Raw genomic sequence first — 23,201 nt, forward strand, 5'->3', positions numbered from 1 at the left:
CGGGATTTGTTCACCGTACTTTTAGGCTTCACCGGAAACGTACAGCTCCCGCCCCATTCGGATCGCCTCGGAGATTTCAACGGCTTGCATGGCTGATTTCAAAGTATCACCAGGCTTGCGCCCTGCACGAATATCATTAAAGAACAACGCATTCTCTGAATAAAAGCCGTTTACAATGAACATCTCTTCGCTTCTGCCGAGCTCGACATTGCCGAGCTCGGCTTTGATTTCGTTGTTGACCATATGAATCAGCTTGCCGGGAGCATCGGGCGAAGACCAAAAAGGAAGATGAAGGTGCATCGTATGATTCACGGCATCAATGACGACACGCTCAAGCACACTGCCGGATAAAGGGCGATATTGAATGTGTGCCCATACGCCCGATTCAAATTCGCAATCCAAATGAATATTAGATTCGGTTGCACCTTGATGACTGAAGGGCTGATAACGAATACGAACTTGCTTATAATCGGAGTCTGCCAAATATTTGACCATATCAATGCCGTGTACCATCGTCATGGAAGCATTAGAGCCAATACGGTTAACACGATTGAGATCGTACCGAATATTATGGAGACTGCCCGGCGACAGCTCTCTTGATAACCATTGCTTCGTATAGGCCACGACGGGCATGTATCTGCGGTTCCAGGCCACCTGATGAGGTGCTCCGCTAAGCTCAGCCGCCTGGATCATCCGTAAGGTCTCCTGTCTGGTCATTCCTGGTGGCTTCTCCATCAACAGCGGATAGCCTTTCTCCAGTATTGCTACAGCCAGTTGAGCAGTCAGCTGATAAGGGACGACAAGGCAGACCGCATCGGGCTTCTCATTTTCCAGCGCTGTATCCATATCCGTATAAGCTCTTTGAAAGCCGAATTGATCGCGGAATGCCTCCGCTTTATCTCCATCTATATCTACGCAAGCCGCCAGTTCCACATCAGGATTCGATTCGGCGTATTTCCGGTAGGCGGGTCCATGACCTCGCAGTGCAATACTGCCACATCCTATCGTTACTATTTTAAAAGCCATCCTCGTCTCCACCTTTCATAGCTAAGGCTACATATCGTTTCCAGGCTGCAAGCTCACGGGGGAGATGAATGTCGTAAGGCTCCCAATTGTACCATTCCCCGCTCACATAGCCTTCATAACCTGCCTGCAATAAAGCTTTCGCGATCCGCAGCTGATCAAATTCACCCGTTCCGATCGGCGCGTAATGCAGACGATCCAGCCGTTTCAACCCGTCATGGAAATGCACATGCCGTATCCATGGTCCCAAGCTGTCGATAACAGCCTCCGGTCCAGTCAATCCCTCACGCTCCGTATGAATAACGTCCCAAGCTGCCGCCACATTCAAATCGTTCACTTCACGCATAATATCTGCCATCACACGTGGGTCCGACCAATGGTCATGAGTTTCAGCAACAATCGTTACCCCATGGGTCCGGGCATACGGCCCAAGAGAGCGGAATGCTTCAATAATGCTGTGCCGGGACACCTCCCGTGTACCTTCAGGCGGAATTCTTCCGCAGAACACTCTGACATAAGGAATTTCCAAATCATGCGCCAGCTTGATGTAGCTCTTCGTTTCATCGATCTGGGCTTCAACGTTCTCCGGTTGTGAATAGATATTGGAAATGCCGAGGCAGCAAAGCTCTATTCCCGAATCCGCCGCGTGCTTCCTGAGCTCTGTTCTTACCGACTGACTTGCACTCAGCTCTGCCCCATGCCGATGCCCCGTTCCGCTGCGCAGCTCTAATCCCTGGTACCCATAAGCCTGAGCTGCCTCCGTCATCTCGGCCAACGTCAGGTTGGGACAAGAAGCTGAGTTAAATGCATATTTCAAAGGGTGTTCCTCCTTTTATGAGTGCTCGTAATATTCATGTTCATCATGTCCATACACTCCGTACAGCTGGGCAGTAACCTGTTTCTTGTATTATATCAATCAAAGACATAACAATATTGCTATATAGTATAATAATATTGCGCTACCAACTTTTCCGACTTTACAACTCGGATTTGATATAATATTATAAGGAAAAATGACGAATTTTCATAAATACTCCTAACTTCCTAGCCATATCTTCCTTTATTTAGCTAAATACCAACAAAAAAGCTCTTCCTTCGTATGTTATGCTTCATCCTTTTCTCATTACATCAACCGTTGAAGAGGCGACAATATCTAAAAATAGTTATATCAATTTTTAACAACATATAACAAATTCCAACTATTAAAGAGGAGCCAAGACCTGAAATGAACAAACAATTGCAATTATTAAAAGCCCCCTTAGCCGGTACCCTTATTCTCGGACTGTTGTCCGCATGCGCACAATCGCCAGCACAGCCTGCTGGTCAAGCCGCTCAGACCAATGCCGAACCGACTAAGTATCCGATCCAGACGAAAGAAACGCTAAGCTATTGGATCGAGATGAACGCATCGTTTTTGGGGCTTAAATCAACCTTAAAAGATGTTCCTTTCTTTCAGGATTGGCAGAAAAATACCGGGGTGACGTTGAATATTACAGAAATCCCTAATGGACAGTCCAAAGAAGCCTTTAATTTGATGCTGGCCTCAGGCGATCTTCCCGATGTGGTTGAATACAACTGGCTGACGGGTGCACCTGGCGGTCCGGAGAAGATGATTAATGATGGATATATATTAAAGCTGAATGATTTGATCGATAAGCATGCCCCGAATTTGAAAAAGTACCTCAAAGATAATCCGGATGTCGACAAAATGGTCAAAACGGACAGCGGCAGCTATTATGTGTTCCCTTTTATTCGCAAGGACGATTTGGTCAAAACAACGGAAGGACCCGTTATCCGTAAAGATTGGCTCGATGAACTGGGACTGCAAACTCCAACGACTATCGATGAATGGCATGATGTGCTGAAGGCGTTCAAGGAAAAGAAAGGTGTTGCAGCTCCTCTTTCTATCAAAGGAAAGCCTAGAGCGCTTGAAAGTCTGATTAACGGCTCTTTTGTAGGAGCATACGGGGTTGTGAAAAACTTCTATGTGGATAACGGTCAGGTCAAATATGGACCGGCGGAGCCAGGATATAAGGAATTTCTGACCACGATGCATCAATGGTACGAGGAAGGGCTGCTAGACAAGAACTTTACGACAGCCGATACCAAATCGCTGGACGCAGCTGTTACCTCTGGAGCCACGGGCGCTACTATTGGTGGAGCCGGCGGCGGGATCGGCAAATGGGGACCGATATTGACTGCCAAGGATCCGAATGCTAATCTGGTACCCGCTCCATATCCAGTGCTGAAAAAAGGTGACACACCGAAGTTCGGACAAAAAGAATTTTCCTACTCGGGTGCTTCCTCGGCCGCTATTTCAGCCAAAGCCAAAAATCCGGAGCTTGCCATCAAATTCCTTGATTACGCCTACGGTGAGGAAGGATACAACTTCTTTAACTTCGGAACTGCGGGTCTGAGCTACAATCTGGAGAACGGATATCCTAAATACACCGATCTATTATTGAAAAATCCGGATAAGCTTGCACCATCCCAGGCAATGGGCTTATACATCCGCGCTGCGGGTACCGGACCTTTCATTCAGGATAAACGGTTTATCGAGCAGTTCTACGCTATGCCTCAGCAGAAGGATGCACTGACGGTATGGAAGAGTGACAACGATAAATATGCACTGCCTCCTGTGACAATCTCTCTTGCTGATTCCGGTGAGTATTCCAAAATCATGTCGGATGTGAATACGCTGGTGGATGAGACTTCGCTCAAAATCATTCTTGGCACGTTACCTGTTGATTCCTTCGACAGCCATCTGGCCAAGCTGAAATCAGTAAATTTGGACAAAGCGATTCAAATCACGCAAAAAGCTTATGACCAATACAACAAAAGATAAGTAATACCAGTGACGGGGCGACCGATTTATGAGCCCCGTCTATCATTTTTTATATGAGAAAGGGTGTACCTATGCGCCGGAACGCCGCCCCCCAAGCCATGACGACTCAACATAAACGAAAACCTGGCGCTTCGAAGTATGCCAAGGACTTCTTACACAATAAATATTTATATCTGCTCATGCTCCCTATCATCGCTTATTACGTTGTCTTTCATTATATGCCTATGTACGGTGCGATCATTGCCTTCAAAAACTTTTCTCCGGTGAAAGGCATCTGGGGAAGCGAATGGGCGGGCATGGAGCATTTTCAAGCGTTCTTTTCCAGCTATTATTTCTGGAGGCTGCTTACCAACACGCTGCTCCTCAGCTTGAATACACTGCTGTTCGAATTTCCGGCTCCGATTCTACTCGCCTTGCTGCTTAACGAGGTGCGAAACCGTCGCTTTAAAAACATGGTGCAGACGATTGCTTACATGCCTTATTTCATCTCGCTTGTCGTCATTTGCGGGATCGTTAAGGATTTTACCGGCAGCGGTGGTTTCGTCAATCTCGCCTACACCTTTGTCACGGGTACGGATGGACAAGCGTTGCTGCAAAAGCCGGAGTTATTTCGGTCGATCTACGTGTTATCGGAAATTTGGCAGAAGATCGGCTGGGAATCGATTATTTATATGGCCGCTTTGACCGGGATCGATCAGGAGCAGTACGAGGCAGCCAGAATCGACGGTGCAAGCCGGCTAAGACAAATGTGGCATATTACGCTTCCCGGACTGATGCCCACGATTATGATTATGCTGATTCTTCGTATCGGCAATATGCTGAATGTCGGTTATGAAAAAATTATTTTGTTATATAATCCTGTGATCTACGAAACAGCCGATGTGATATCGACCTCGGTATACCGCAAAGGGCTGCTTGAAGCGAACTGGGGATTCAGCTCCGCGGTGGGACTATTCAATTCGGCGTTCAATCTGCTTCTTCTGGTGGGCGCGAATTATCTCAGCCGCAAATGGAGCAAGAACAGCTTATGGTAAAGGTGGTACCTATGAACACTTCCCGTCTCTCAGATAAATTCTTTAGCTGCATCGTTACAATATTACTTTCTATTCTGGCTGTTCTGACTTTATACCCCCTGCTGTATGTCGCTTTCGCATCCGTAAGCGATGGCAGCCAGTTGATCGCTCATCAGGGCTTGCTCTGGAAACCTCTTGGCTTTAACCTCGGCGGCTATGAGAAGGTTCTTGCCAACCAAGCCTTGTTTAAAGGTTACATCAACACGTTGTTTGTCGTCGGCGCCGGTGTTGTATTGAATGTGGCATTGACCACCTCAGCAGCATTTGTGATGTCGAGAAGAAACGTGCTGTGGAACAAGTTTTTTATATTTTTTATTATCTTCACCATGTTCTTTAACGGCGGCTTGATTCCACTGTACCTGATCGTGAAGCAAACAGGCCTCATCAATTCGTTGTGGGCTGTCGTCCTGCCTTTTGCCATGAATACCTTTCATTTGATCATTATGCGAACGGCCTTTCAAGCTCTGCCCGAAACGTTGGAGGAATCCGCCAAAATGGACGGTGCCCACCACTTGACGATCCTGCTGCGAATCATTATTCCTCTCTCCATGCCTGTCATTGCGGTAGTTACTTTATACTCTGCCGTAGACCGCTGGAATGCCTGGTTTTATGCTTCGATTTTTTTGAAGGATCGCGGGCTGTATCCTCTCCAGCTTGTGCTGCGTGAGCTGCTGATTGCCGATTCGACGGATACGATATCCAGCGGCGCTGTTAACGAATTATTACAGATCGGAGAAACGATCAAATATGCTTCCATCATGGTCGCAACCTTACCGATCCTGTTAATTTACCCATTTCTGCAAAAGTATTTCATCAAAGGCGCTTTGATCGGTGCTATTAAGGGCTAATCTGATGGAAGCTGCCTACCAGCCTTGTGGAAAGAAAGAGGTGGATACATGAGTCAAATGGTGGAACCTAAGCCTAAGTTTCAGGAAAACAACTACATTTTCCATTATCGTCGGATCACTCAAGAAGGAGATTGGGAGCAGATTCATTCCCACCAAGGCATCGAATTTCTATACGTGCATGAAGGCAATGGTCATCTTATATTTGATCAGAAGCTGCATTCGGTATCGGCCGGTACCTTACTGATGTGCCAGCCTTACCAGCTGCACAAATTCAAAATGAATATTTCCCGGGAATCGCCTTATATTCGGACCGTGTTTGTGTTTGATCCTTTTTTGTTTGAGCGCTATGCAGCAGCTTTTCCCGCTCTGCACGCTTTTTTTCATAAAATTTGGAAGGCAAGATTGGACCAGCAGGTTTTTCAGCTTAATCCCGAGGATCAAATGCTGCTCAGTCAGCTGCTTCAGGATTTCCATAAAAGTCTTAATTCCTGTCCCGGCTTGCAGCAAACCGAAGAGGTTGTGCTCTTTCTCTTCACCCTGCTGCGGGAATTCCGCAAGCTCGCCGAAGCTGGACAGAAGCATGCATCTGACGGTTCGCTCCGAACCAACAGCCGACATGTCGAGCAAATGATGGCATGGATCGAAGAGCATTTTCAGGAAGAGTTTTCGCTGGATCGTTTGGCGGAAAGCCTGCACTTATCCCCCTACTATGCATCCCATTTGTTTAGTAAGGAAACGGGCTGTACGTTGAGCCAATATGTACTGGCTCACCGCTTACGCGAGTCCCGGTTGCTCCTATCTACTACCGATTTAACGATCGCTCAGGTTGGACAGCAGACAGGCTTCAACAGCAGTGCTTATTTCGTCAAATCGTTCAAAAGCAAGATGGGGATGACTCCACATACGTATCGCAAGCAAGTCAACAAATCATTCGAGGATTAAATCAGGGGCCAATAGAAAGGGGAAATCAGCTATGAGCAATGAAAATAAGCAAATGAAGCTTGGTGCAATACTAATGGAAACCGGACATCACGTCGCGGCCTGGAGACATCCCAATGCCGGGGCTAGCAGGGTTGTAGACGTTAAGTACTATCAGGAGATGGCTCGTACAGCAGAACGGGGCAAGCTGGACCTCGTTTTTTTTGCCGATACGCTTGGTGTTCCTAACTACAACTCCTTCTTCGATCACAATGTGACCATTCGTCTGGAGCCGCTTACCTTGCTTGCTTCCCTGGCAGCGGTTACGAGCCACATCGGTCTGGCAGCCACAGCCACAACCACTTATAACGAGCCTTTCCATGTCGCGCGCATGTTCTCATCACTAGACCATATTAGCGGAGGACGCACCGGCTGGAACGTGGTGACATCGGCACTAGCTGACGAAGCGTTGAATTTCAGTAAAGAATACCATTTGGAGCATTCCCTCCGTTATGAGCGCGCCAAGGAATTTTTGAAGGTCGTGACTGGATTATGGGACTCCTGGGAAGACGATGCTTTCCTATTCGATAAGGAGTCAGGACATTTCGCGGACAGCAGCAAAATGCATGTCCTCCATCACCGCGGGGAGCACTTCAATGTGCGCGGCCCCCTTAACATCTCACGCTCCCCTCAGGGCTATCCGGTCATTATTCAAGCCGGCTCCTCCGAGGAAGGCCAGAATCTCGCAGCTCAAACGGCCGAACTCGTTTTCACCGCACAGCCTACACTTGAAAGAGCACAAGCTTTTTACGCCGGACTCAAAGCTAAGGTCGCCGCATTCGGACGATCTACGAACGAGCTGCTGATTATGCCAGGGGTGTTCCCTGTGATTGGAGCCACCGAGCAGGAAGCCAAGGATAAGCTGGAGCAATTGCAAGAGCTGATACACCCCGCAGTCGGAATTGATGTTCTCTCACGTAAGCTCGGACACGATATTTCCGGATATCCTCTGGACGAACCGTTACCCGACCTGCCTGAAAGCAATGGAGACAAGAGCCGGAATCATTTGCTCATCGATATCGCCCGCAAGGAAGGGCTGACCATTCGTGAGCTGTACATGAGGGTAGCTGGATCACGTGGTCATCATACAGTCGTCGGAACGCCGGCACAGGTCGCCGATCATCTGGAGGAATGGTTCGTTAAGCAAGGCGCAGACGGCTTTAATATTATGTCTCCGTACTTGCCGGATGGTCTGGATGAGTTTGTCGATCTCGTCGTACCGGAATTGCAAAGACGTGGACTGTTCAGGACGGAATATGAAGGGACCATGCTTCGTGATCATCTCGGGCTGTCTCGTCCGAACAATCAATTCGCACGGGAGCCTCAATAGAGCGACGGTATGATGACAGTGTGAACACTTTATTCTTACGGGAGGCGAGATAATGAAAGTTATCGATGCGCACTGCGATGTGCTGAACAAGATGATGCTTCACCCGGAGATCGACTTTCATGATGCGGATCGCCTGAATGTTACGCTTGAGCGTTTGATTGAAGCGGGCTCTGTCTTGCAGCTGTTTGCCGTCTATATGTCCGTACAGATCGTCAATCCGCAATTCGATCACATCCTGAAAGCTATTGATTTGTTTGCTTCCAAAATTGTATCTCACCCGAAGATGATGCAGATCCGATCCGCAGCCGATTTACGGCAGGCTGAGGCAGAGGGTAGAATCGGAGCCATGCTGACACTCGAAGGCGTTGAAGCGTTAATGGGACGAGAGCTTTATCTCAGGACGCTCTTTCATTTGGGCGTCCGCTCTATCGGGATCACATGGAACTATGCGAATTGGGCAGCCGATGGGGTGAAGGAACCGAGACAGGGAGGCTTTACGTTAAAGGGCAAGCAATTCGTGAAGCAATGCGATGAGCTCGGCATGATTCTGGATGTGTCCCACCTGACGGAGAAGGGGTTCTGGGAGCTCACAGAAATGTCCGAGCGGCCCTTTATCGCCTCACATTCCAACGCCTACGTCATCTCTCCGAACGAACGCAATTTGACCAAGGATCAAATCCAGGCGATCCTGCAAAAAGACGGGCGTATTGGCCTCACCTTTATTCCCCCTTTGGTCAATTCGGAGAAGCCAGCTGTTATGACCGACCTGCTGCGGCATATTGATTATATAGCCTCGCTGGGAGGCAGTAAGCATATCGGCTTCGGCTCCGATTTTGATGGCACAGCCCAGTTTACGAACGGACTTGAGCATATGGGTAGATACAACGCGCTCGCAGAGCTTCTTGCCAACCACTATTCGAATGATTTTGTGGAAGGCTTACTGCACAGAAACTGGCGCTCCTTCTTTGACAAACAATTGCCTGCTACATAACTACCTTTGTTCATAACCACCTGTATAGCTATTATGCATGGCTTGTTATCGGACGAGTCCGATGCAGGGTTCATGATAGCGCCGATGTACTGATGAACAAACCCGAATCTATCGTAATCGAAATGGAGCCCTGCCTGCTTATTTTTTCTTCGATAAATGCCTTGAACAGCTCTGTCTTTTCTGGGGCCAGCACCCTTGTATCTGCTTCCATCCCGTTATAGGATAGCACATAATTCAATATGGCCTCAGGATCGGTAATCCGCAGCGAATTGTCGTATCTTCGTAACTGAACAGCTTCAAAAACCTGCTGCAGCTGTTCTGCTCCATTGTCCAGTGAAAAATGGGATTCGATATTACCCAGCATACGCTCGTAGTCTGAGTCTGCATCGAACTCCCGCAGCAGCAGCTTCATTTCGGCCATATTATTCAGCCCAATGGTAGATGCATAGAAGATCCCGCCTGGCTTCAAAATACGATGTATTTCCAATAACGCCTGCACTCTGTTCGGAAGATGATACAGCATATGATTAGCAATAATGATGTCAAAGGAATGATCGGAGTAATCGATATGTCCCGCGTCTATAACTTCAAACTGGATCGGCTTATCGATGTTCTGCAGATTATGACGCGCACTATCGAGCATGCCTTGCGAAAAATCGGATAAGGTCAATTTCCAGTCGGCAGGAATCCGATCAGCATTGACCATCCACAGCAGCCCGTTGCCGCAGCCAAGCTCCAGAATCTGGGGTGACTGCGCTGCGGGCTCTATCTGATCCAGCACCCAACAGGGCCAAGGATATGGATTGGTACTGAATGCGGCATGTAAATGAATCCGTGCTTTAAACTTATCTGCGTTAGCATACTGCTGCTCCTTCAGCTTGACATTGGCAGTCGGGCTGGACGCCTCATTCCTGATTTGTTGATCATTGGTTTCCATTAGCTATCTCCCTTTCATTCAATTGGGTTATACTCTGAATCTAGCTTCGATACCCGCCATTTCCTCATGGAATCTGAATACCGTCCCAGCATCTCGGCAAACACCCGGATCTCATTCTCCTTCCAATCCCCCAAAATATGTTTCAAGCCCTCAACACTGTGTTCGAGAAACCGTGTCAGCTCCGCCTCTCCTGCAGGCGAAATGCCGATTAGACTTGAACGGAGATCATCCGGGTCCGTATTGATCTCAATTTGGCCCAGCTGCTTCAAGGCTTGAATTCGTCTTGTGACAGACGAGGGATTGAAGTCAAGCTCGCTGGCAATATCTGAGGGTCGTACCCTGCCGCGCATTTTAACCAGCATCAAAATTTCAAAGGTAATACGGTCCAGGTCCGTCCGTAAATTTTGCGCATTCTTAAATTCCTGGATCAGCCTTAACGTACCCTGTGCAAGAGCGCTTAAATGCTCGTTGTCGGAATTCATTCGTGTTCACACCTTCCCGTCATCTACAGCCATTGCATACATCTGTTCATTCATCATAATTTATTTGCTTTGTGAAAGCAAATAAATTATCTCACCTCCCCTTCTTGGTTTGGAGGGAGGGCCTCAACTGAGGATATTCTACTTTCCCTTGCTATTGCGCATAGCGGCGACCAGCTTGATATCTGTATGATCGCCATCGATAAAATGCTGATACTCAGCAGATTCCATAGGGACGAGAGCCATTTTTCCTTCCGAATTAAAATGAATGCCCCATCCGTATTTCTTGGGCAGCATGGATGCCCTTAGACAGGCCGTCGGTTTTTGAAAAAACTCATCTCTGTATTGAGTTCCACGCTCCAATAATACCTCTTGCGGAATTTCCTTGTGCCGAATGTGTACTTCGTACAACAACTCCTCTTGCGTATATACATAAGGAGCCTGCGACACTAGCTCAAATTCAATTCCAGGCTTCGTCTTTCCAGACTTCTTATCTGGTGGCACCGTACCCATCACTGCGGGACAGTCCGGCGAAACCGTAATAAACGTATTATAATAATGCCATTCCACAGCTAACCCTCCATCCACATTGAGTTATAAGTGTAACTGAAGCCAGTTGAATAACGATACCAGCCGCTGTTTCCTATGCTTGTTTTTCCCCATTATAACACGAATAAAAGCTCATTTGATTGATGGGCCTGCCGAAGCATACAACGAGCTGAGGCCACACCGTTTCACGGTATGGCCTCCTTGTATCATTACTTATTACGGCTCAAACCGCCGCGCCAGCTCCACATCGCTTCTTACATCCTCAGCATAATATGGGTAACCGAAGGTTCGCTTCACCCGGGCCATAAAATATGGCTTGTTATGCTGGCTCCAGAAAAATCCAAGACGCTCCCAATGGCCGCAGGCTTCCTCTAGCAGGACAACAGCCTGCTCTTGATGGGATGACTTCCCGTTGAGCCTGTACCGATTCAGCTCCAATGCTGCAGCAAACTTGCAGCGGTAATAGTGTCCCATCGCCGCGTAGGCTTGTAAATCTAGCAGTGTGCATTCCGCATGACTGCCCCGGTATTCGCCAAGAATTGTCTCCAGATGGGCTGCCGCAAGCTCCGTAGCTTTGGCTGATTCATCAAGAATGCGTATAATATCGGCAGGTGTTTCCCCGTATTGTGCCTGTAAGGCCTCCAACCGTCCATCTTGCTCAGCCTGAGCATACTCAACAATACCCATCACGCCTACTCCAGGCATCGGAACACCGTCGACAAAATCGAGAATGGTTTTGAAGCCGCTCACCTGGGACAAGCAACTCTCTGCATGCCATTGGAAATCGTAGTCGATCCAGAACAAGCGATTTACAGCAGGTATAATTCGCGAGGCTACTCGCAGGCCCTGTAAAAAGTCGGGAGCATGCTGCGGTCCATATTGCTTTTGCAATAAATACGTCCACGTCGAATCGTCGGTTTCCGGGTCATAGGCAAGTCGTCCCCATAGCTGGAACTGCAGAAGGTGCCGCTCAAAATCATACTTCCACGTTTTATGTCCATGGTCGATATGCTGAAAATCGCGTCCCCACACATAACCATCTGAGCCCCAATAAAATCCTTTAATGTAGGGTTTGATCATTCCTTTTACATAGGCTCTCACATAATCGGGGTCACCCCAGCGGTGGGTGAATACATCATCATTGCGCACCGTATATAAAATTTGGGTCGATGACAGATCAATCCCGTCCCAAGCGTCCCACAGCTTCTCGAACTGTGGCTCCGGATGGGAGTAAGCATGGGCATTCGAATATTTCCAGCTAATATAGAACTGCTTCGGATCGAATAACGGCTGTACCAGCTCCTTGATTTCCTTGCCGGCACTCTGCATATTGGTACGATGAATGAACGGGATGGTCCGCCCCGACTGCTTGATGGCTTCCACATACGTTTCGACGATCCATTGCTCCCGTTCATGCCCGCTGCCATCCATCCATTCGCTTGCCGATGTCCCCAAACCCTTAAGCTCAGGATAGGTTAACAGCACCTGCAGCACCATCTCACGAATATAATCGCGGATTACCTCGGATTGGCCACGAAAGCGATTAAGCGGCAGCCCTACACGGTGAATCAGCTCATCGTACATATCGCCGTAATCCCCAACATTTTCCGGGAGCCCCAATCCGCGTGCTACCTCAGGTGTCAGCCTGATATTCCATGTAAACAAATAAATATCAATACCACGATTGGCTGCATGACGAAACAGCTCACGGAAAAAACGGATATTACGGTCGATCTGTACATCGCTGTAAGGATTGGCTTCCCTGTACTTCGACGATACGACCATCAGATGATAAGGGTGCTCTGACCACAGGCTGAGGCAATTGTAGCGATTCAGCGCCAGCATATCGATATACGCGCGCCAGAACTCGATATCCATACAAGTGGCCGCATTCAGTACAAAAGGATCTCCATCATCGAATGGAACATAAGGAAGATTGTACTTGATACCACGAACACCTAGTGCAGGCTCACGGCTGATCTCCTCGTTCTCCTTCAAATCCGCTCCACGCCCAATGCGTTCAGCCCACTCCAGACACCCATACATGACACCTCGGGAATCCGAGCCCTCAATGTGTACCCGGTTTCCACTTTTATAAATACGAAAGGCTTCATTCGCATACAACGGAGCCTGATTTCGTGCTGTTGGCATGTTACGAATTACGATTCCTTGATCAGGCAGTACAACCGTTCCATGTCCCTCAAACTGCTCGATATAATAAATACCTTTAAGCTCAAAAGCTTTTTTCAACTGCTCCACACCAAATTTAATTACAGCATCACGATGATTGTAAATCAGCTTCACGGACTTGTCCTCCCTCAACCCTATTCTCGTTCACTTAACCTTGCATGTTCAACACTTTTTGAAGACTGGCCCCATGTTACCATGGATCAGCACGGCGCTGAACAGACACTTTTTGTACTGTTGAAGGTAAGACATTGCCTGTTATCCAATTACAGCCGTAGTGCCGCTCCAGACTTACATGTATCCATAAAAGGGAGACAAATATTCACCCCCATGCTTGCTCTTTTACATAGGTAAGACAAAAATTGATCTGACGAAAAAACACAGAAAACCAAAAAAAACTACTACAGCAAGATTAACTATCAGGTATTTCTAGTCTTCTGGTATATACCGCATGGGAGAAAAAGATTGTCACAAGAGACGGAATCATCCATGCATGGAGCATGGCTTATGCTTGTAAAAATCCAGACTGCGCACACGCAGGCGTTGCGTATAAATCTGCTGAAGCTGAGATGCTTAGCATGAAGCATTCCTCGTATGGATATGACGTGCTTGCTCTCGTTGGGGAACTACGCTTTAAGCAACATCGAACGGTTGCGGAAGTTGCCGAAGCATTGAACGAACAAGGCATTCCAACGAGTGAAAGACATGCTCAAAATTTGTACGAACGTTATCAAATCTTGCTTTCAGCGAGTTTAGATGATCGTATTAGTGAATGATGCACTGCGCCAAGAACATGTCATTTCACGACTGCGCTCAGTTTGCTTTACTCGCTATAAATCTCGAAAAACATTGTGGGATCAGCGTTTAACCAACGTTATATTACGCAAAAAATTTAATCGCAATAGCGCAGGCTACCTCAACGACTTAGGGCAAAAATGGAATTCACTTATGATCTAGTTAATTATGCTGTCGTAGTTAAAAAACTATTTGGTTAAGGGAAGGTCGGCTTATTTGGAAATGGAAAGGAACCCAGTTCAGACATTGTCATAGAGGGTTATTTAGATACATTCTCCATTGTGAATCGAATATCTGAAGAAGTAACAAAAAGGTTATCTTTACTCAACTAACCGTTTCCTATTTTGACCAACACTCGCCCTCCGCGTTCGCGCTGCCATCGTTCCGGTCCCATTCCGTTTCTAAAATTTATTCAAATTTAGGATATATCAAATTTTATAGCGATTTACATCCTTTCAATAAGATTGCATAATGATGTATTATAAAGTATGCATATTTATATCATATACTTATCAAAAGGAGAGTGTAATTTGTGCGCGAAACCTATATTCCAACTGGCGTGAAACTAAAAGAAACTGGCTTTGGATACACGTTGTCCTTAATAGGCGGTAAATATAAAATGATCATTATGTATTGGCTGTCTGAAAATAAGGTAATGCGGTTTAATGAGCTGAAGCGATGTATCGGTACCATTTCCTTTAAAACGCAAAGCATCATGTTAAAAGAGCTGGAGGCAGATGGGCTTATCATACGCAAGGAATTTCCCCAAATACCTCCAAAAGTTGAATATTCATTATCTGAACGTGGTCTTTCTCTCATTCCATTGTTAAATATGATGTGCGAGTGGGGAGAGAAAAACAGTTCGCCAGCTCTGGAAGCTGTACAGCGGTAGGCATAGTTGTTTTGTTTATATTACAAAGAAGTATCTCCTGAACAGGGAAATACTTCTTTTTTATAGCAGTCTTAATAAAGCTAATTATTACAGATTGTCAAGAAAACTCAAATAATTTAGTGTGCTTTTTTCCAATTCACTTACAGACGGCTCGTTTTCCGTACCATAATACGCAAAGAACGAACGATAATTTGCATTGCAGTATAGGAAGGTAGTTTCAAAAGGAGATAATAAATAATCAAGCACATAGTGATATCTTCCATCTTCACTATAACCTTCTTTTTTACTTCCGGCAGATACAGCTAAAGCAGCTTTGCGATTCTTTAATTTATCTCCTCCATTTGAACCATGAGCCCACCCATAAGTTAAAACATCGTCAAGCCATTTTTTAAGGAGAGGCGGACAATTAAACCAATATATAGGGAACTGCAAAACAAGATTACCATGTGATTCAACCAATTTTTGTTCTTTTTTCACGTCTATGCTTCCATCAGGGTAAGCCTTATGCAATTCGTGAACCGTATACTTTTCAGGATATTTTTTGAGTTCTTCTACCCATCGCTTATTAATTACGGATGTTTCTATGCTTGGGTGTGTCACGACAACAAGAGTTTTCAAAGATTTCTCCTCCTTATTTCTTATATAGCCTCTCGGCATTCGTCGAGGCAGACGGTGCAAGGGTTTCCTTGAACCGTTAAACTTGCTTCCCTCCTACTTTTCAGTAGGAGTTTTTTATTTTTCAGCTAGAGCGGGTTACTCGTAAATATACCATAACGGTTGTTGCAGCGATGGCAACAACCGCAGCTCCAATCCAACTAATCAAAGCTAAGGAAGCTTGTTCCACGACTACGCCTCCAATTCCTGCACCAGCACCCATAGCAAGCTGTAAAACTGAAGTATTCATACTCACCATAATGCCTGAAGCCGCCGGAGCAAGCGTCATTAAGTGATATTGCTGAGTTGGACTTGTTGACCAAGCGGAGAGAGCCCAAAATATGAGCACAAGGAAAGCGATAGCAGGCCATTGGGCTGATAATGACAGTAGAACTAAGGCTACTGCATGCAGTACCATACTGACAAATAAAGTACGAGGGAATCCCCATTTATCTGTACTATAGCCGCCAAACTTTGAGCCGAATAAGCTGGCAATCCCGAAAGCGAATAAAGCAATAATGACTGTTTCACTGTTCATCCCTGTAACCGACAGTAGGAAGGGAGAAATGTAGGTGTAGACAATAGAATAACCAGAAATCCATAAGAAAGTGATCATTAGGGCTGCCATTATTTTCGGTTGCTTAATTAAAGCAAGCTGTTTGCGCAAGGGAACCGATTCATCGCCATTTGAGCGTGGGATGACTAAGAGTATAACGATCATCGCAAGAATACTAAGTGCACCGATTCCTCCAAAGATTAATCTCCAATCATAGACGGAAGCAATAACTCTGCCTAGCGGAACACCGATAATCAACGAGGTGCTAAAACCCATAAGGAGCGTTGCAATTGCACTTCCTTGTTTATCAGGTGGAGTCATCTTGGTAGCGACAGTAAAGGAGGTTACAACGAATACTCCCATGCTTAGTGCAAGAATAACGCGTGAGACTATGAGAAATCCAAAGCCAGGTAAAACCACGGCGATAATATTTCCAATCACAAATACGCCAAGTGAATAAACTAAAAGCTTGCGCTGCTCCATTCGTGCTGTAAATGCGATAAGGAAAGGTGTTCCAAAAGCATAGGCGAGTGAAAAAACAGTAATGAGCTGACCAGCAGCAGCGACGGAGACATTAACGTCTCTTGCAACTGAGTCGAGAATCCCTGCTATGATATACTCGGATGTTCCAACCAAAAAGCTAACAGCGGCTAATAAGTAAATTTTCCAGACATTTGACATAAAATTACCCCTCTTTCTTAAGTTTCAATATTTCTAAGTGTATAGAAATTATTTATTTCATTCTTTGAGTATAAAGATCGTACTATAAATATGTAAGTACGCACTTTTATTACAGGTACTGTCATAAAGGTGAGTATCATCCTGAGCATATACACTAAATTTAGTTAACACCGTATTATGATTATTAAACTCCCTCGGGGAACTATAGTTCAACATCGAAAGGGCTGCCGCGTGGCAGCCCTCCGCTCAGCTAACGGGCAGCATAGTTTATTAATCTAAGATTGTTGTTGAAGTGATAAAAGTTCTTACCTAAGCACTGACGGTTGCTGTCCCGGCATACCGATTGCTGAATCCATACTTTATGAATCTCAAAACCAATGAAAAGGGACCCCGGTTCAAAATTGATATATTCGTGACAAAAAAACGTGGACACTCATAAGGTGTCCACGTTTCTCATTGGAAATTTTAAAGCACGGATTACTTGGTAGTTGGGGTTGATGACTTCAGCTCGCCTTGATCGGCGATCCCTGTATCCAGTTTATTAGCTTTGGAATCCGTAAGGTAGAACGGCAGATTATCAGCGTTAGGAGTACCAAAATTTATGAACGTGCACAATCCATACAAGCTTCCTTACAAAGATGCTTGAGTAAAAAAAGAGCCTAATTTACTTCAAGGTGTTGTCAGAATATTGAGGAAAATTGAAGAATTAAAACCTAGTTATACAGCCGTTCGCGGCTAGTGAAACCCTTGGAACATATCGCTAGCATTCTCACTCCTGAGGAAGACAAAAGTAGTGAGACGGCTGGGTGGGAACTGTCCCTGCTACTGGAATGGGTGAAACAAACCTACACGCATCAGAGTGACGAGCTAATGGCTAACAATTTACTTAACTTTTCCAGAGGGTTTTGGAAAGGCTTGTTCACTTGTTATGACATTACTACATTCCAAGAACGAACAATGACTTAGAGCAATTCTTTCGACAGACGAAGGCTAGTCACCGTCGTATTACGGGACTTCGTAATTGGAACAGCTACATCATACGCAATGGTGAAATGATCGTATTAGTGAATGATGCACTGCGCCAGGAACATGTCATTTCACGACTGCGTTCAGTTTGCTTTACTCGCTATAAATCTCGAAAAGCACTGTGGGATCAGCGTTTAACCAGCGTTATATTACGCAAAAAATTTAATCGCAATAGCGCAGGCTACCTCAACGACTTAGAGCAAAAATGGAATTCACTTATAAGTTAGTTAATTATGCTGTCGCAGAAAAAAAGATCGTACAATCCGGTCCATAAGGACTGAATCGTACGATCTTTGATGGTTGTTCAATTAACTTTACGAACCAAATTGCGCCTGATGCAGACGACTGTAGACACCACCCGCAGCGATCAGCTCGCCGTGTCGGCCTTGCTCAGATATGCCATCCTCGGTAACCACAATGATCCGGTCAGCATTCTTGATCGTAGCCAGTCGGTGGGCAATAATCAGCGTCGTACGTCCCTTGGACAGCTCGGTTAGCGACTGCTGAATGGCAGCTTCGGTTTCGGTATCCAGCGCCGAGGTCGCTTCGTCGAGGATCAGGATCGGCGGGTTTTTCAAAAACATTCTGGCAATCGCAAGCCGCTGCTTTTGTCCACCCGACAGCTTCACGCCCCGCTCACCGATAATCGTATCCATGCCAAGCTCCTGCGAACGGATAAACTCCTCCAGACGCGCACGTCTGGCCGCTTCCCATACTTCCTCTTCGCTTGCGTTCAGCTTGCCGTAGGCGATATTTTCCCGTAAGGTTCCGGTGAACAAAAATACGTCCTGCTGGACAATCCCGATCTGCTTGCGCAGCGAGGACAGCTTCATTTGGCGAATATCGATCCCATCAATTTTGATGCTTCCCTCCTGAACCTCATAGAACCTGGGCAGCAGGCTGCAAATCGTCGATTTACCGGCACCTGACGGACCTACAAAGGCGATCGTTTCCCCTTGATGAATCGTCAGATCGATGTTGTGCAGCACATGGGCCTGCTCCTCATAGCCGAACGAAACACCACGATAACGAATATCACCGCGCAGCGAGCTGACTTCCACCGCATCCGGAACATCGTCAATATCCGGGGCTGTCTCCAGCAGCTCCGTGTATCTTTTGAAGCCGGCAATCCCCTTCGGATAGCTCTCAATAACCGTATTGATCTTCTGAATAGGCTGCAAAAAGACATTAGTCAGTAGCACGAATCCGATAAATGATCCATAGCTCATCGATTCATTTAGCACAAACCACGTTCCGCTAATGAGCACGATAAGCGAAACCGAGCGCATCAGCAGGTAGCTGATCGACGAATTCCAGGCCATAATCTTGTAAGCAAGCAGCTTGGTGAGCCGGTAACGACCATTGTTCACAGCGAAAAGCGATTTTTCAAACTCTTCATTCGAAAAAGCCTGCACAACGCGAATACCGCCTACATTATCCTCCACACGGGCATTAAAGTCAGCAATATCAGCAAACATGCGCCGGAACGCAGCTGTCATTTTTTTGTTGAAATAGATTGAAAAGAAGATCAGGAAAGGCACCATCGCAAAAGTAAGAATAGCCAGCTTCACGTTGATGGACAGCATGATGGCAAACGCTCCAAGCAGCGTCATCACAGCAATGAATAAATCCTCAGGCCCATGATGCGCAACCTCGCCAATTTCCATCAGATCGTTGGTCATCCGGGAAACGAGATGGCCTGTTTTATTGTTATCAAAGAAACGGAACGACAGCTTCTGTACATGCTCAAACAGCTTGCGCCGCATGTCGGTTTCAATATTGATTCCAAGCTTGTGACCCCAGTAGTTGATCACAAATTGCATGCACATATTGAATACATAAATCACAAGCAGCCCTACGCACGCCCATAATATCAAGGTCCAGTTTTTGCTGGGCAGCAGTTTGTCTACCACTTGATTGACGGCTAACGGAAATCCGAGCTCCAGCAAAGCAGCAAACACCGCGCAAGCAAAATCGAGAATAAAAAGCCCTTTATAAGGCCGGTAATAGGAAAAAAAACGGCGAAGCATCCCAATCACTTTCCTTTCTATGTGTCCGAATATATTTGTTCTCTGTCCCCATCATAATCAATTTTGAATAATTATTAAATCCCCAATTCCATTAATAGCCAAACTTTCCTTCAGGCGCACTGAATAACTGACCCTCCCTAACCTCTTGTTAATGAGGGAAAATTCCGTTCGGTTCCTGCTCTGTCTCCTCTTCGGAAATATGCGCTTTCCCAGAAGCCTTGCGATACTCAGATGGTGACATGCCTGTCTGTTTTTTGAAAATACGCGAAAAATAATACAGCTCCATTCCGATTTCATCGGCTATCGCAGAGATCGTATGCTCGGTTGTTGTAAGCAGCCTGCGTGCCTTGTCCAATCTTTTTTTATTAATATAGACGATCGGGGAAAGGCCCATCATGGTTTTGAAATAATGCATAAAATAATTCGGGTGAAAGTGCACCAGCTTTGCCAGCTCATCTACCGACATCTGCTCGGACAAATGGCTTTCGATGTAGGACAGCACACTATGAATCTTTGATGTGCTGGTAGTTGCAGTCAGATGCGGCTGCTCGGTGGACTGCTCGATATATTCGGAAATAATCTCAAGCAGGATCGATTTGATCCTCAGCGGTGCGGTCAACGTATTGCTGCGATGCAGCTCGACCAATTGTTGAAATTGCTGCTCCAGCCGCTCCTCATCCTGAACCTGAATCCAGTGCGGCTGCTCCAGCATTTGAAACAGATTCACATCTCCCACCGTAGCCGAGAAATGGCACCAATATTTGCCCAACGGGTCGGCATCATCCCGTGCATAAGCCAACTTCATCCCGGCCGGAAGCAGATACAGCTGACCCGCTTTCGGATAATAATCCTTGCCGCGAATGTGAATCCACCCGCTGCCCTCACGTATATAATAGAGGCGATTGACGTCGGTCATTCGGTATGAATCCCGCCAGCTTGGCCCAACCTTCGTATAATGAGCCATCTGCATCATGATTTGAGCATTTTCCAAATAACTGCGTATCAATTGCAGCTGCAGCTTGTCCTGATCCATATGAGCCCTCCATTAGACTGATAACTCCTTAGTATTGTGTAAACTTATGCTATTATCATACATCCTCAGATCGCCTTTTGCATACTACAATACATATATCAGCTGCACACACACAAGCCTGATACCGCTTACGAGGTGAATGTGCTAAAGCTAATTTCAATACCACTTGAGTACACTCAGGAACGTTTATTGATTTCATTTTTGCTAACAACAACGCTTACGAAACTAGTTTGCTTCGCAAACTCTAAGGAGGACTATTCATGAGCTTGACCAGACAAAAGATTTTGATACTCCATTCCAGTGATCCTGATCTCGAGAGCCGCACCGTAGCCTGGGCGCTCTACGATAGCACAATTCCCAAGGGGCAGCTGCAGATGAACACGGGCGATTCCAACGAGCCGATCTACGGTTCCGTGCTTGACGCTATGCGCGACGGCTGGAACGTCATCCAGCTGCCGACGATGCCGATCTTCCGCACTGGCTTTGAGCATGACCAGGGACATCTGCCTTATGAAACCGTATTGGAAAAGAAGGTGACGATCGATGAGTAGCATAGAAAAGCAGCATCTCCTGACCGCCAAGCAAATGGCCGAATTTGCCGTTAATGGTTTTCTCCGACTGGACGAAATCGTCCCGCAAGAACTGAATGAAGCCGCTTATAAGGAACAACGGGAATTCCAGGGTAACGGTTCCACCTACTGGAATGAATCCAAAGTGATACAGGATATCTTTAATCTGCCTCAAGTAAAAGGCGCACTTCAAAGCTTTGTAGGTCAATATCCTATCTATGACCATTCATTTATGCATATTGTTCGCGCCAAACACCTTAAAGGTCAAGGCTACCATGCCGATTCCGTCATCGATACTCGCCCGTTTGGCTATGACATTCAAGCGTTCTATTTCTCCCACGACGCGCCGGATGAAATGGGGCCAACCCTGGTGCTCCCTGGCTCGCATTTGCGCAAGGTAAGCAATGGCAGCATCAGCCGCTACAAAAATATCGTTGGGCAAAAACGGATGGTAGCCAAAGCCGGTACAATCGGTTTTCTCCATCACGGCATATGGCACTGCGCCCAGCCCAACCATACGGATGAAACCCGTTATGTATTCAAGCTGCGGCTGCGTCCCGGACAAGAGCAGCGCAATCTGTTCAATACTGATGGTTACAATAGCGAGGAAGTTCGTGAGGTGTTCAAGAAGGCCTACCATCCTTGGTGCGGCGACGAGGCGCGTGTCAATCAGATCCAAACCGCCAAGTTCTGGCGTTTCTTATGCGGTGATGATAAAATCGATACCTCGTTTGAGGGAGCGCTCACCCGAATGGGCTTATAAGTAAAGCTTCCAAGCATCACGTATCCAACACATAGAGGCTGTCCCACAAGTCGATTGACTTCGGGACAGCCTCTTCATTATTGCGATGGGAATACGATCATTCTGCGGATGCCTGCTTGACAATCTCAATAACGGCAGCGCGATTCAGCTTTTCTTCCCCAGCCTCCAGAGCCGAGAGTGTGCCATGAGCCAAAGCTAACGGCAATTTGCAGAAATCAAACACTGGGCCAGGCTTTAAATTAGCGACATAACGGTCAGCTAACGCCAGATTGCCGCGAGTGTAGGCGAACATTTCTTCCGTTCCCCACTGATCGGGAAAATAGTCGACTCCCCGTTCCATATCCTCTTTACGATTACGAAGAATATTAACCGTCTGTAAACCGCGGCCAAAAGCTACAGCCTCCGTATAATCGGATTCGGTACCGTCATGCCATAACCATAGCTCCGATAACAGCACACCTACCGCACCTGCTACACAATAAGTATAGCTGTCCAAATCCTCTTTCGTATGAACCTGCCAGTCCCTTTCAACCCACCCCGCCATATCTCGGGCCATGGTTGAAGTCGATTCCCGTACGACGTCACTCGCCGACAACGGGCAGAACCGGACCCAATCCGCCAGCCGTAACGTAACCTCCGGTAGCACCGATTTATACGGGGTTAGCAGCGCTGCCAAGGCTTCCTCATAGATCGGCTGATGGAGAATGTCGCTGATCTCATTCAACAGCTTAACCTTAATCTCAACCGCCAGAGAGGGGTCATCCTCGATCTCATCGATGGCCCGCATGCACAGATAAGCAGAAGCTACAGCCTCCTGCAAGCCGGGCACAAGACGGCTGATCGGTATAAAAAAGGTTCGACTGGTTTCAGCCAATACATCCATCGCCTCTTGGTATAAAGCGTTCGTCTCATTCATTATGTTGGCCTTTCTTTATATGGATTTGGTTAAACTAATCTCACTT

22 protein-coding genes are annotated in these 23,201 nt (G+C 46.6%); 10 read left to right on the forward strand and 12 right to left on the reverse strand.

From position 1 onward, the window contains the following. Window positions 1–21: 21 nt before the first annotated feature. Complete coding sequence (locus tag OB236_RS32300; RefSeq protein WP_262687691.1) at window positions 22–1,026, reverse strand: Gfo/Idh/MocA family protein; 1,005 nt, start codon at window positions 1,024–1,026, stop codon at window positions 22–24. Next, window positions 1,016–1,840: a sugar phosphate isomerase/epimerase family protein gene (locus OB236_RS32305; RefSeq protein WP_262687693.1), complete on the reverse strand. Its 825-nt coding sequence runs from the start codon at window positions 1,838–1,840 to the stop codon at window positions 1,016–1,018. The genes OB236_RS32300 and OB236_RS32305 overlap by 11 nt, the downstream gene beginning before the upstream one ends. A 408-nt stretch (window positions 1,841–2,248) precedes the next feature. Between OB236_RS32305 and OB236_RS32310 the strand changes: the two genes are divergently transcribed. The 6 genes from OB236_RS32310 (at window position 2,249) to OB236_RS32335 (ending at window position 9,088) form a co-directional block, all read left to right on the forward strand. Beyond that, entirely contained in the window at window positions 2,249–3,868 is a 1,620-nt protein-coding gene (locus tag OB236_RS32310) for an extracellular solute-binding protein (protein WP_076235752.1), read from the forward strand. Window positions 3,869–3,966: 98 nt separating this feature from the next. Next, window positions 3,967–4,902: an ABC transporter permease gene (locus OB236_RS32315; protein WP_076235780.1), complete on the forward strand. Its 936-nt coding sequence runs from the start codon at window positions 3,967–3,969 to the stop codon at window positions 4,900–4,902. Between the two features lie 11 nt (window positions 4,903–4,913). After that, a complete protein-coding gene (locus OB236_RS32320; RefSeq protein ID WP_262687694.1) occupies window positions 4,914–5,789 on the forward strand; it encodes a carbohydrate ABC transporter permease in 876 nt (291 codons plus the stop codon). 48 nt (window positions 5,790–5,837) lie between these two features. After that, window positions 5,838–6,731: an AraC family transcriptional regulator gene (locus tag OB236_RS32325; RefSeq protein WP_076235751.1), complete on the forward strand. Its 894-nt coding sequence runs from the start codon at window positions 5,838–5,840 to the stop codon at window positions 6,729–6,731. 31 nt (window positions 6,732–6,762) lie between these two features. Then, window positions 6,763–8,097: an LLM class flavin-dependent oxidoreductase gene (locus OB236_RS32330; protein WP_262687695.1), complete on the forward strand. Its 1,335-nt coding sequence runs from the start codon at window positions 6,763–6,765 to the stop codon at window positions 8,095–8,097. 52 nt (window positions 8,098–8,149) lie between these two features. Continuing rightward, window positions 8,150–9,088 carry a dipeptidase gene (locus OB236_RS32335; RefSeq protein ID WP_262687696.1) on the forward strand — a complete coding sequence of 313 codons (939 nt, stop codon included), beginning with the start codon at window positions 8,150–8,152 and terminating at the stop codon, window positions 9,086–9,088. 70 nt (window positions 9,089–9,158) lie between these two features. Here the strand turns inward: OB236_RS32335 and OB236_RS32340 are convergent, their stop codons facing one another. The 4 genes from OB236_RS32340 to OB236_RS32355 form a co-directional block, all read right to left on the reverse strand. Continuing rightward, window positions 9,159–10,025, reverse strand: coding sequence for a class I SAM-dependent methyltransferase (locus tag OB236_RS32340; RefSeq protein ID WP_262687698.1), 867 nt, complete (start codon window positions 10,023–10,025; stop codon window positions 9,159–9,161). A 14-nt stretch (window positions 10,026–10,039) separates the two neighbouring features. Beyond that, window positions 10,040–10,507: a MarR family winged helix-turn-helix transcriptional regulator gene (locus OB236_RS32345; protein WP_262687699.1), complete on the reverse strand. Its 468-nt coding sequence runs from the start codon at window positions 10,505–10,507 to the stop codon at window positions 10,040–10,042. Between the two features lie 138 nt (window positions 10,508–10,645). Continuing rightward, the gene (locus OB236_RS32350) at window positions 10,646–11,074 is read right to left on the reverse strand and encodes a DUF6157 family protein (RefSeq protein WP_262687701.1); all 429 of its coding nucleotides are present in this window, start codon (window positions 11,072–11,074) and stop codon (window positions 10,646–10,648) included. 195 nt (window positions 11,075–11,269) lie between these two features. Beyond that, entirely contained in the window at window positions 11,270–13,357 is a 2,088-nt protein-coding gene (locus OB236_RS32355) for a hypothetical protein (RefSeq protein WP_262687703.1), read from the reverse strand. Between the two features lie 383 nt (window positions 13,358–13,740). Between OB236_RS32355 and OB236_RS32360 the strand changes: the two genes are divergently transcribed. Then, window positions 13,741–14,016 carry a hypothetical protein gene (locus OB236_RS32360; protein ID WP_262687705.1) on the forward strand — a complete coding sequence of 92 codons (276 nt, stop codon included), beginning with the start codon at window positions 13,741–13,743 and terminating at the stop codon, window positions 14,014–14,016. A 551-nt stretch (window positions 14,017–14,567) separates the two neighbouring features. Beyond that, window positions 14,568–14,927 (forward strand): winged helix-turn-helix transcriptional regulator, encoded by a 360-nt coding sequence (locus OB236_RS32365; RefSeq protein WP_076235745.1) that lies wholly within the window; start codon window positions 14,568–14,570, stop codon window positions 14,925–14,927. Between the two features lie 87 nt (window positions 14,928–15,014). Here the strand turns inward: OB236_RS32365 and OB236_RS32370 are convergent, their stop codons facing one another. The 5 genes from OB236_RS32370 to OB236_RS32390 all read right to left on the reverse strand — a co-directional run bounded on the left by OB236_RS32370 (window position 15,015) and on the right by OB236_RS32390 (window position 20,907). Further along, on the reverse strand, window positions 15,015–15,545 hold the full coding sequence (locus tag OB236_RS32370; RefSeq protein ID WP_262687707.1) for an NAD(P)H-dependent oxidoreductase: 531 nt from the start codon (window positions 15,543–15,545) through the stop codon (window positions 15,015–15,017). A gap of 121 nt (window positions 15,546–15,666) precedes the next feature. Beyond that, window positions 15,667–16,818: an MFS transporter gene (locus OB236_RS32375; protein ID WP_262687709.1), complete on the reverse strand. Its 1,152-nt coding sequence runs from the start codon at window positions 16,816–16,818 to the stop codon at window positions 15,667–15,669. A gap of 477 nt (window positions 16,819–17,295) precedes the next feature. Further along, window positions 17,296–17,433 carry a hypothetical protein gene (locus OB236_RS32380; RefSeq protein WP_262687710.1) on the reverse strand — a complete coding sequence of 46 codons (138 nt, stop codon included), beginning with the start codon at window positions 17,431–17,433 and terminating at the stop codon, window positions 17,296–17,298. A 725-nt stretch (window positions 17,434–18,158) separates the two neighbouring features. Next, window positions 18,159–19,874: an ABC transporter ATP-binding protein gene (locus OB236_RS32385; RefSeq protein WP_076235742.1), complete on the reverse strand. Its 1,716-nt coding sequence runs from the start codon at window positions 19,872–19,874 to the stop codon at window positions 18,159–18,161. 148 nt (window positions 19,875–20,022) lie between these two features. Then, entirely contained in the window at window positions 20,023–20,907 is an 885-nt protein-coding gene (locus OB236_RS32390; RefSeq protein ID WP_262687711.1) for a helix-turn-helix domain-containing protein, read from the reverse strand. Between the two features lie 260 nt (window positions 20,908–21,167). On the opposite strand from OB236_RS32390, the gene OB236_RS32395 reads away from it, so the two are divergent. After that, window positions 21,168–21,458: a hypothetical protein gene (locus OB236_RS32395; protein ID WP_076235740.1), complete on the forward strand. Its 291-nt coding sequence runs from the start codon at window positions 21,168–21,170 to the stop codon at window positions 21,456–21,458. Then, on the forward strand, window positions 21,451–22,239 hold the full coding sequence (locus OB236_RS32400) for a phytanoyl-CoA dioxygenase family protein (protein ID WP_262687713.1): 789 nt from the start codon (window positions 21,451–21,453) through the stop codon (window positions 22,237–22,239). Before OB236_RS32395 ends, OB236_RS32400 begins: the two co-directional genes overlap by 8 nt. 97 nt (window positions 22,240–22,336) lie before the next feature. Here OB236_RS32400 and OB236_RS32405 read toward each other — a convergent pair whose 3' ends face one another. After that, window positions 22,337–23,155 (reverse strand): squalene/phytoene synthase family protein, encoded by an 819-nt coding sequence (locus OB236_RS32405; protein ID WP_076235738.1) that lies wholly within the window; start codon window positions 23,153–23,155, stop codon window positions 22,337–22,339. Between the last annotated feature and the right edge of the window lie 46 nt (window positions 23,156–23,201).

Source organism: Paenibacillus baimaensis (assembly GCF_025567575.1).

Bases quoted from the DNA above. Each gene is read 5' to 3' on its own strand.
- OB236_RS32300 (WP_262687691.1), bottom strand. From the start codon at position 1,026: ATGGCTTTTAAAATAGTAACGATAGGATGTGGCAGTATTGCACTGCGA.
- OB236_RS32310 (WP_076235752.1), top strand. From the start codon at position 2,249: ATGAACAAACAATTGCAATTATTAAAAGCCCCCTTAGCCGGTACCCTT.
- OB236_RS32315 (WP_076235780.1), top strand. From the start codon at position 3,967: ATGACGACTCAACATAAACGAAAACCTGGCGCTTCGAAGTATGCCAAG.
- OB236_RS32320 (WP_262687694.1), top strand. From the start codon at position 4,914: ATGAACACTTCCCGTCTCTCAGATAAATTCTTTAGCTGCATCGTTACA.
- OB236_RS32325 (WP_076235751.1), top strand. From the start codon at position 5,838: ATGAGTCAAATGGTGGAACCTAAGCCTAAGTTTCAGGAAAACAACTAC.
- OB236_RS32330 (WP_262687695.1), top strand. From the start codon at position 6,763: ATGAGCAATGAAAATAAGCAAATGAAGCTTGGTGCAATACTAATGGAA.
- OB236_RS32335 (WP_262687696.1), top strand. From the start codon at position 8,150: ATGAAAGTTATCGATGCGCACTGCGATGTGCTGAACAAGATGATGCTT.
- OB236_RS32340 (WP_262687698.1), bottom strand. From the start codon at position 10,025: ATGGAAACCAATGATCAACAAATCAGGAATGAGGCGTCCAGCCCGACT.
- OB236_RS32345 (WP_262687699.1), bottom strand. From the start codon at position 10,507: ATGAATTCCGACAACGAGCATTTAAGCGCTCTTGCACAGGGTACGTTA.
- OB236_RS32360 (WP_262687705.1), top strand. From the start codon at position 13,741: ATGGCTTATGCTTGTAAAAATCCAGACTGCGCACACGCAGGCGTTGCG.
- OB236_RS32375 (WP_262687709.1), bottom strand. From the start codon at position 16,818: ATGTCAAATGTCTGGAAAATTTACTTATTAGCCGCTGTTAGCTTTTTG.
- OB236_RS32385 (WP_076235742.1), bottom strand. From the start codon at position 19,874: ATGCTTCGCCGTTTTTTTTCCTATTACCGGCCTTATAAAGGGCTTTTT.
- OB236_RS32390 (WP_262687711.1), bottom strand. From the start codon at position 20,907: ATGGATCAGGACAAGCTGCAGCTGCAATTGATACGCAGTTATTTGGAA.
- OB236_RS32395 (WP_076235740.1), top strand. From the start codon at position 21,168: ATGAGCTTGACCAGACAAAAGATTTTGATACTCCATTCCAGTGATCCT.
- OB236_RS32400 (WP_262687713.1), top strand. From the start codon at position 21,451: ATGAGTAGCATAGAAAAGCAGCATCTCCTGACCGCCAAGCAAATGGCC.
- OB236_RS32405 (WP_076235738.1), bottom strand. From the start codon at position 23,155: ATGAATGAGACGAACGCTTTATACCAAGAGGCGATGGATGTATTGGCT.